4 protein-coding genes are annotated in these 8,492 nt (G+C 68.5%); 2 read left to right on the top strand and 2 right to left on the bottom strand.

Going from position 1 to position 8,492, the window contains the following annotated elements; all coding sequences use genetic code 11:
- Positions 1–137: 137 nt before the first annotated feature.
- Complete coding sequence (locus H7U20_RS21495) at positions 138–989, bottom strand: GNAT family N-acetyltransferase (protein WP_199761186.1); 852 nt, start codon at positions 987–989, stop codon at positions 138–140.
- A gap of 590 nt (positions 990–1,579) precedes the next feature.
- Here H7U20_RS21495 and H7U20_RS21490 point away from each other — a divergent pair.
- Positions 1,580–2,338, top strand: coding sequence for an NF038120 family PEP-CTERM protein (locus H7U20_RS21490; RefSeq protein WP_199761185.1), 759 nt, complete (start codon positions 1,580–1,582; stop codon positions 2,336–2,338).
- A 30-nt stretch (positions 2,339–2,368) separates the two neighbouring features.
- Positions 2,369–5,599, top strand: a complete 3,231-nt coding sequence (locus H7U20_RS21485; RefSeq protein ID WP_199761184.1) for a S8 family serine peptidase — start codon at positions 2,369–2,371, stop codon at positions 5,597–5,599.
- An 83-nt stretch (positions 5,600–5,682) separates the two neighbouring features.
- Here H7U20_RS21485 and pepN read toward each other — a convergent pair whose 3' ends face one another.
- Positions 5,683–8,451, bottom strand: a complete 2,769-nt coding sequence (pepN, locus tag H7U20_RS21480; RefSeq protein ID WP_199761183.1) for an aminopeptidase N — start codon at positions 8,449–8,451, stop codon at positions 5,683–5,685.
- Positions 8,452–8,492: the final 41 nt, after the last annotated feature.

Raw genomic sequence — 8,492 nt, 5'->3', positions numbered from 1 at the left:
AGCGGGCGCGCCGACCGGCACGCCCGCCGCCGGCCGGATCAAAGCGCGTTGCGCGCCGCCTCGGCCCGCCGCGTAAGTCTGGTGGTTCGTTGGCTGGCGGGCTCGCGCCGGTCGGCGTTTTTGTTTCCATCGCCTGACTAGCCCAGCTCCAGGGTCGTGATGCCGAATTGCCTGGCCATGTCCATGGCGGGCCGCCGCCGCGTGTACATGCGCGCCGTCTCGAAGCAGGCTTGCAGATCGTGGCGCAGGGCCAGCGCGACTGCCGCCCCGTTCGCTTCCGGCACATCGATAAAGACCGGCGCGTCCGCCGCCGCCGCCGCCGTCAAACCGATAAACAACTGTTCGGCCACGGCCGGCGTATCGGCGAACAACGGACCGATCTTGTAGCCGCTGCGACAGGGCCGCAGCACACCGTAGCCGGCCAATGCGCCCGCGCCCGCCACGCCGAGGGCGATGCCGCCCGCCTGGGCGATCCAACTTTGCAGGAAGCGGGCACGGTCGTCGGGGAAGTGGGCGCTGTCGTAGCGGCATACCGCGTCGCCACCCAGCGACGCCAGCGGCACCAGGGTATCGACGTCGGGTGCCCGGCCGCCACCCCTGCCCTGGTAACGGATATTCCGATGCGCAAGTTGAAAACCGGATTTGGCATAATTGGCTTGCTGCGCGACGACGCCGTCCAGGCCGACGTTGCGGCCCGCCAGACGGGCCATGGCGGCCCGCCACATGGCCATGCCATGGCCCTGGCCGCGCCACGCCGCCCGCACGATATAGCCGCCGATGAAGCCGAACGTCGCGCCATACCGGACGGCGAAAATACTCGCGACGGCTTCGCCGTCAATCAAACCCAGCAGGAATCCGGCAGGATCGGCGGCGTAAAAGCTGGCGGCATCGTGCAAGCCGGGGTTCCATCCTTCGGCGGCGGCCCAGTCGAGCACCATATCGAGCTCGTCTGCCTGCATGCTGCGGATCGACAAGGTGTTCGTCTGCATGGGAGCCTCCCGGCCGGCGCGGCCGCTGCGCCATCGACAGGGCTGCGGCGCCGGTTCTCAAGTATGCCTGAATTGTCCGGCGCCGGCGGCCCGACGGCGTCGCTAGGCGGCGGTGCCGCAAGCCCGCGTCAACGACAACCGGATGAAGCCGTTCTCAGTCGTTCCGACCACGCCGCCGCAGCGCCACCCGGCCCCCGCGCCGTCCCGGGCGGGGGCGGTTTCGTTTCCCGGTGTCGATGTTGTCGCATTTTTACATCATTTTTTCAACATTTTCACTTGCTAGAGACAAGTTACTAAATCGGCCGCGATGCCATATCCAGCACCTTATCCCAGTGGAAAGCGAATATTGCACGCCGTAATGTTGTGTTTTCTGAATTAAATATTATCAAAAATTCTAACTGGCGGAATGACATTTTGATATAGTTTCCAGCGATCCAGTCAGCAGCGGGCTGGATGTTCTTGCCGCCCATTCGGCGCCGGGAATCGGACAGCTTGCCGGCCAATCAACGTTGGCCGCCACGCTGCCCCTGCAGACCGGGACAACACCACAACAAGCCCGGGGAAAATTCAAATCACCAAGGAGAGATCGTATGACGTCGCACCAGTATTCGCAGCAAGGGGTTCGTGCCAATGGCGCCGCCAAGTTCAAAAAAGTGCTGACCGGCTCGCTGATCGGTCTGGCTGTGTTGGCCTCGCTGCCAGCGGCCCACGCCGCCGGCTCGACCACCATCGCGTTTGAATCGCCGACCCTGCTCGGCGGCCTGGCCGCCGGCGAGAGCTTCATCGAATCGGGCTACAAGATGACGGCGATCGACCCCTACGGCGGCGACGGCGGCGTAGGCGTGGCGCAAATGGACAGCACCTGCGCCCTTGACTGCCCGCTCGGCAACAACAGCCACTACTATCTCGCCATCAACGACGGCATGCTCAATTTCGCCCGCGTCGACGGCCTGGCCTTCAAGCTCAACAGCTTCGACGCCGCCTTCACCGCGCCCCTGCCGCAATCCAACCCCGGCGTCTCCTTCGGCCGCATCACGCTGACCGGCATCGCGCATGGCGCCACGCTGAGCGCCAGCTATGAACTGCCGGGCCAGGGCGCCGACAACCGTTTCCACTTCGCCAATTTCCTCGTCAACAGCGGCGTGTTCGCCCAGACCGCCTTCGATTCGCTGACCATCGGTTCCTGCGTCTACACCGGCAGCGGCAACGCCTGCGCGCCGACCGACAACCTGGCCCAGTTTTCGCTGGACAACGTCAACGTCAGCGCCGTGCCCGAACCGGGCAGCTGGGCCATGCTGGCCCTGGGACTGGCCGCCATCGGCGCCCTCACCCGCCGCCGCGCCCGCTAAACACCGACTGAATCACGGAGAATTTACTACATGAAATCGACTCACTTCACCCCTTTGCGTCCCGCCATCAAATGGGCCGTCGCCGCCCTGATCGCCGGCCTGGCCGTCAGCGCCGGCGCCGACGAAACGCGCCGTCCCTACATCGTGCAACTGAACAGCGTGCCGGCCGCCTCCTACAACGGCGGCGTCGCCGGCCTGGCCGCGACCAAACCGGCCAGCGGCAGCCGCCTGGACGTCTCGGCGGCCAGCGTGCAAGCCTACATCAGCCACCTGGAAGCCGAACAGGCCGCCGTCGTCTCGACGCTGCCGGCGCTGGAAACGCTGTATGACTACCACGTCGTCTTCAACGGCTTCTCGGCCATGCTGACCGACGACGAGGCGCGCAAGCTGATGGCCAACTCGGCCGTCGCCGCCATCACGCTGGACGAACCGCGCCTGCTCGACACCAACTACACACCGGGCTTCATGGGCCTGAACAAAGCCGGCGGCCTGTGGGATCAGCTGGGCGGCACCAGCGGCGGCCTCAACAAGTCGGGCGCCGGCGAGGACATCGTCATCGGCATCATCGACGGCGGCGTCTGGCCGGAAAACACCTCCTTCGCCGACCGCGTCGACAGCAAGGGCGTGCCGACCCACGACGCCGCCGGCACCCTGGTGTACGGCGCCCCGCCGGCCAGCTGGAAAGGCAGTTGCGAATCGGGCCAGGCCTTCGGTCCGGCCAATTGCAACAATAAACTGATCGGCGCGCGCGCCTTCCGCCGCTCCATCTCCGACGCCAACGGCAACATCCTGCCCTCGTTCAAGCTGCACCCGGCCGAATTCCTCTCGCCGCGCGACAATGGCGGCCACGGCACCCACACCGCCAGCACCGCCGGCGGCAATGCCAACGTCGTCGCCATCATGGACAACGGCACGGTGCCCGTCGCCGGCGTCAGCGGCATGGCGCCGCGCGCCCGCGTCGCCACCTACAAGGTGTGCTGGACCAAGGACGATCCGGCCACCACCCGCCCCGACCCGCGCTGGCCGAACTTCGGCAACGGCTGCTACGGCAACGATTCCGTGGCCGCCATCGAGCAGGCCATCAAGGACGGCGTCAACGTGCTGAACTACTCGATCAGCGGTTCCGGCACCAGCATCGCCGATCCGGTCGACCTGGCCTTCAAGGGCGCCGTCGACGCCGGCGTGTTCGTCGCCGCCTCGGCCGGCAACAGCGGCCCGGCCAACGAAGTCAACCACCTCGGTCCCTGGATGACCACGGTGGGCAACTCCACCCACGACCGCCTGTTCGCCGGCACCGTCACGCTGGGCAACGGCGCCAAGTATGTCGGCGCGTCGAGCAATCCGGCCACGCCGACGGCACCGATGATCCTGGCGCGCAACGCCGGCCTGCCCGGCGTCTCGCCCGACGATCTGAGCCTGCAACGCTGCTTCGGCGCGCTCGACAACGTGGCGCCGCTGCTCGACCCGGTCAAGGTGGCCGGCAAGCTGCTGGTCTGCGACCGCGGCGGCAACGTGCTGGTCAACAAGAGCGGCAACGCCAAGACGGCCGGCGCGGCCGGCGTGATCATCGCCAACGTGGCCGGTGGCAACAACACCATCATCAACCAGGGCCACGACCTGTCGACCGTGCACGTGACCCGCGCCGACGGCGACCTGATCCGTGCCTATGTCGGCGCCAACGGCGTCGGCGCCAGCGGCGGCCTGGACAATCTGGCCGCCATCAAGGATCTCAGCGTGGCCGCGCCGGCGATGAACGACAGCTCGTCGCGCGGTCCGAACAAGGGCGACCTGAACGTGCTCAAACCGGACCTGACGGCGCCCGGCACCTCGATCCTGGCCGGCTACACGCCGAACTACACGATCGCCAACCACGACGACATGATCGCCAGCGGCAGCGCCGGCAAGCCGAACTGGTCGCTGCTGACGGGCACCTCGATGTCCAGCCCGCACATCGCCGGCCTGGCCGCCCTGCTGCACCAGCGCCATCCCGACTGGTCGCCGGCGATGGTCCGCTCGGCCCTGATGACCACCGGTGTCGACGTCGTCAACACCCTGTCCGGCATCCAGCAAGGCGGCCTGCCATGGGGCCAGGGCGCCGGCTTCGTGCAACCGTCGAGCGCCGCCGATCCCGGCCTGGTGTACGACATCTCGACGACCGACTACAACCGCTACCTGTGCGGCGCCGGCGTGACCCCGGTCGGCGTCAACTGCGCCACCCTGGGCAGCCTGGCGGCCTACAACCTGAACCTGCCGTCGCTGACCGCCTCCGGCGTGTTCGGCAACGTCACGCTGGAACGCACCGTCACCAACGTCGGCGCCACCAGCGCGACCTACACGGCGACCATCGCCGTGCCCGGCTTTGACGCCGTGGTCACGCCGTCGACGCTGACCATCGGCGCCGGCGCCAGCGCCAAGTACAGCGTCACGCTGCGCCGTACCAGCGCCGCCCACGACGCCTGGAACTACGGTGCGCTGACCTGGACCGACGGCAGCCACGTGGTGCGCAGCCCCGTCACGGCGCGTGCCCGCGTGGTCGTCGCCCCGGCCGCCCTGAGCTCGAAACTGGCCACCGGCAACAAGACCTTCACCATCGGCACCGGCTTCGCCGGCGCCTTCAGCACGCTCAAGGGCGGTCTGAAAGCGGCCAGCCGCAGCAGCGCCACCGTCACCGGCACCAACACCGGCAACGCGGCCACCGTCGCGGCGGCATGCGCGGCCGGCGGCGGCGCCGGCGTCAAGGTGCACAACGTGGCCATTCCGGCCGGCACGCTGGCGGCCCGCTTCGCCCTGTTCAATCAGGACACCTCGGGCTACCAGGGTGGCGGCGTGGACGACCTGGATCTGGTCATGGTCGACGGCGCCGGCACGCAAGTGGCTTACAGCGGCAACAACGGCTCGAACGAATCGGTCACGCTGACCGCGCCGGCGGCCGGCAGCTACAAGGTTTGCGTCGTCAGCTACGCCCCGGCCGTGCCGAAGACCTCGACCTACGCGCTGTCGTCGTGGCTGGTGCAGCCCGGCGATACGGGCGGCAATCTGCGCGCCCTGCTGCCTAGCCGCGCCGTTCTCGGCGGCACCGGCTCGGTGGTGGTGAGCTGGTCCGACCTGCCGCCCGGCGGCCACTATCTGGGCGCCATCGCTTACCAGGTGTCCGGCAACAACACGGCCAACACCCTGATCAGCGTCGATACCGATCCGGCCTCGCTGCCGGCAACGGCCGAGCTGAACTCGGGCAAGGAAGCCAACGCGCCGAAGCAGTAAGCAATTGGGCGGCCGGGCAGCATGCCGGCCGCCAGTTTGCACAAAAGGGCCGCACGGTACACCGTGCGGCCCGTTTCGTTTGGCTAGAGCCTGATGGCGGCAGGCCGGCGGACGGTGGCGCCCAGCGGGGCGCCAGCGGTCCGGCCAGCCCGGCGCGGCGGCAGCTTCATGGCGCGCTGGATGGCGACGCAGCGGGCGTCCTCCTGCTGCGCCACCAGCAACGCGCGGCGGCTGCCGGCCGACAGCTCGGCCGCCGTGGCGATGCTGCGCGCCAGCCGCTCCACGCTGGCCGGCGTGCAGTTGGCCGGGATCAAATGGCCGCCGTAGCTGCGCATGAAGATCGGGCCGGCCGCCTTGTCCTTGTCGAGCAGCAGCGCCAGGCGCTCGGCCGCCGTGGCCTCGTTCAGCACGCCCTGCTCGGCCGGGTACAGGTTCTCCATCATGACGCGGCGGCGCGAGAACGGCAGCTTGCTGTCGAGGTCGACGATCTGCGCCAGCCATTCCTGCTTGGCCTTGGCGTCGGGCCGGCCGACGCGGGCCGCCAGCGCGGCGGCCTGGCCGGCGTCGGACGGGTCGCGCGCCAGTTCGGCGTCGATCAGGGCGGCGCTGCCGGCGACGTCATAGCGGTTCAGCCGCGCCACGATATCCCAACGCAGATCCTGGCCGACCGGCAGGCCGGCCGGCACGTCTTTGCCGTCCAACACGCCGGCCAGCCGGGCCAACGCGGCCGGGCTGCTGGCGATGTCCAAATACAGGCCGAACCAGCGGCGCTGGAAGTTGACGTCGCCCTTGGCGGCGCGGGCGCCGGCCAGCGCCATGCGCTCCAGCGCCACGCTGCTGTCGCGCTGCCAGGCGCTGCCCGGCGCGATCTGGTCGAGGTAGGCCTTGGCCTGGCGCGTCTTGCCGACGATGTCGCCGAGCAGGGTGTAGTCGCGCTCGGCCGGCGCGTTGTCGCGCACCGCGCGCAGGAACGCCTGCAACGGCAGTTGGCCGGCGCGCACGCCGTCCCACAGGCTTTGCCACAGCATGGCCCGCAGCAGCGGGTCGGCCACCTTGCCCAGGCTGGCCTGGGCGGTGCGGAAGGAGCGCTCGTCCAGGCGCACCTGCACATAGCCCCAGTCGGCATAGTTCGGGTAGACCAGGTCGGGACAGTCCTCGCCCACGAGTTGCGGCACTTGCGTCAGCGCGCCGCTGTAGGTCAGCGCCTGCTGGCGCTCCAGCACCAACTGGCCTGTGCCCTTGCGCAGGTTGAACAGGCCGATCTGCACGCGCTGCTCGCGCAGGGTCGGCAGGGCCGCGCTGGCGCCTTCCTGGCGCAGCGCGAATTCGCTGACCTTGCCACCGGCGCAGCGGTACTGCGCGGTCACCGTGTTGACGCCGGCCTGATACAACCAGTCCTGCGTCCAGCCGCTCAAATCGCGGCCGGCGGCCTGGCCCAGGCTGCCGATGAAGTCGTCCAGTTTGGCGTTCTGCCAGCTGTATTTGGCCAGGTAGTTGTGCACGCCCTGGCGGAACACCTCCTCGCCGAGCAGGTGGCGCAGCTGCTTCAGGGTCGAGGCGCCCTTCGAGTAGGTGATCGCGTCGATGTTGTCGAAGGCGTTGGCGGTCGACGGCACCGGCGTCTCGATGGCGTGGGTGGTGACCTGCTGGTCCTGGGTGTAGGCGGCCTGCTTGCCGCCCGAGTAGAACGACTGCCAGGCGTTGCTGAACTCGGTCGATTCGGCGGTGGCCAAGGTCGCCATGAAGGCGGCGAAGCTCTCGTTAAGCCACAGGCCGTTCCACCACTTCATCGTCACCAGATCGCCGAACCACTGGTGCGCCATCTCGTGCAGGATCACGCTGGCCAGGTTCTGCTTCTGCGCCGCCGTCATGCTCTCCTTGAACAGGAAGCGCTTCTCGGCGAAGGTGATGGCGCCGGCATTCTCCATCGCGCCGTAGAGGAAGTCGGGCACCAGCAGTTGGTCGTATTTCTCGAACGGGTAAGGCAGGCCGAAGTACTTTTCGAAGAAGGCCAGGCCGCCGTTGGTGTACTTGAACCAGTCGGCCGGCGCCACCTGCCCGGCCACCGACTGGCGCGCCATCAGGCGCAGCGGATACTTGCCGCTGCGGTCTTCCCACACCTTGTATGGACCGGCATGCAGCGAGAAATTGTAGGCCGACAGGCGCGGCGTGGCCGGGAAGTCCCAGCGTTTGCCGCCCGCCACCGTCTCGACGGCGCGCTCGCGCATCGCCGACACCACCTGCCAGTCGGCCGGCGCGGTGACGCTGAGCTGGTAGGTGGCCTTCAGGTCGGGCTGGTCGAACAGGGCGAACATCTGGTGCGCGGCGGCCGGCTCGAAGTGCGAGTAGGTGTAGACCCGGCCGTCGGCCGGATCGACCATGCGGTGCAGGCCCTCGCCGTTGCTGCTGTGGCGCCGTTGGTAGACCACCACCACGCTGTTGCGGCCAAGCCGCAGGTCCTGCGGCGCCAGCGTGATGAAGGAGCCGTTGTACTGCGGCGTGACGCTCTTGCCGTTGACCTGCAGGCTGCCGATGCTGGCTTGGTCGAGGTCGAGTGTCAGCGGCGTGCTGGCGTCGCTCAGGTCGAAGCCGACCGTGCTGCTGCCGCTGAAGCTCTCCTCGCCGCTCAGCGTGAACTGCAAGGCGTAGTCGACCTTGGACAGGCGCGCGGCGCGCGCCTCGGCGTCGACCTGGGCCAGGTAGCGGTTGTCGGCGCGCGCGGTCGGCGCGGCGGTGGTGGCGGCGGCAACTGTGGTGGCGGCGGCGGGCGCGGTGGCCCAGGCCTGGCCGGTGGAGGCGACGAGCAAGGCGGCGCCGGCGATGGCGCTCAGACGTGGCGTGATGGTGTGCATGTGTGGCTTCCTAGTGAAATGCCGTTAAGTTAAGAAACCCC

This window comes from Rugamonas violacea, assembly GCF_016461825.1.
In the GTDB taxonomy this organism is placed as follows: domain Bacteria; phylum Pseudomonadota; class Gammaproteobacteria; order Burkholderiales; family Burkholderiaceae_D; genus Rugamonas.
The sequence above is the reverse complement of the archived record's forward strand: the minus strand, read 5'-3'. Positions and strand labels throughout refer to the sequence as shown.

Bases quoted from the DNA above. Each gene is read 5' to 3' on its own strand.
- H7U20_RS21495 (WP_199761186.1), bottom strand. From the start codon at position 989: ATGCAGACGAACACCTTGTCGATCCGCAGCATGCAGGCAGACGAGCTC.
- H7U20_RS21490 (WP_199761185.1), top strand. From the start codon at position 1,580: ATGACGTCGCACCAGTATTCGCAGCAAGGGGTTCGTGCCAATGGCGCC.
- H7U20_RS21485 (WP_199761184.1), top strand. From the start codon at position 2,369: ATGAAATCGACTCACTTCACCCCTTTGCGTCCCGCCATCAAATGGGCC.
- pepN (WP_199761183.1), bottom strand. From the start codon at position 8,451: ATGCACACCATCACGCCACGTCTGAGCGCCATCGCCGGCGCCGCCTTG.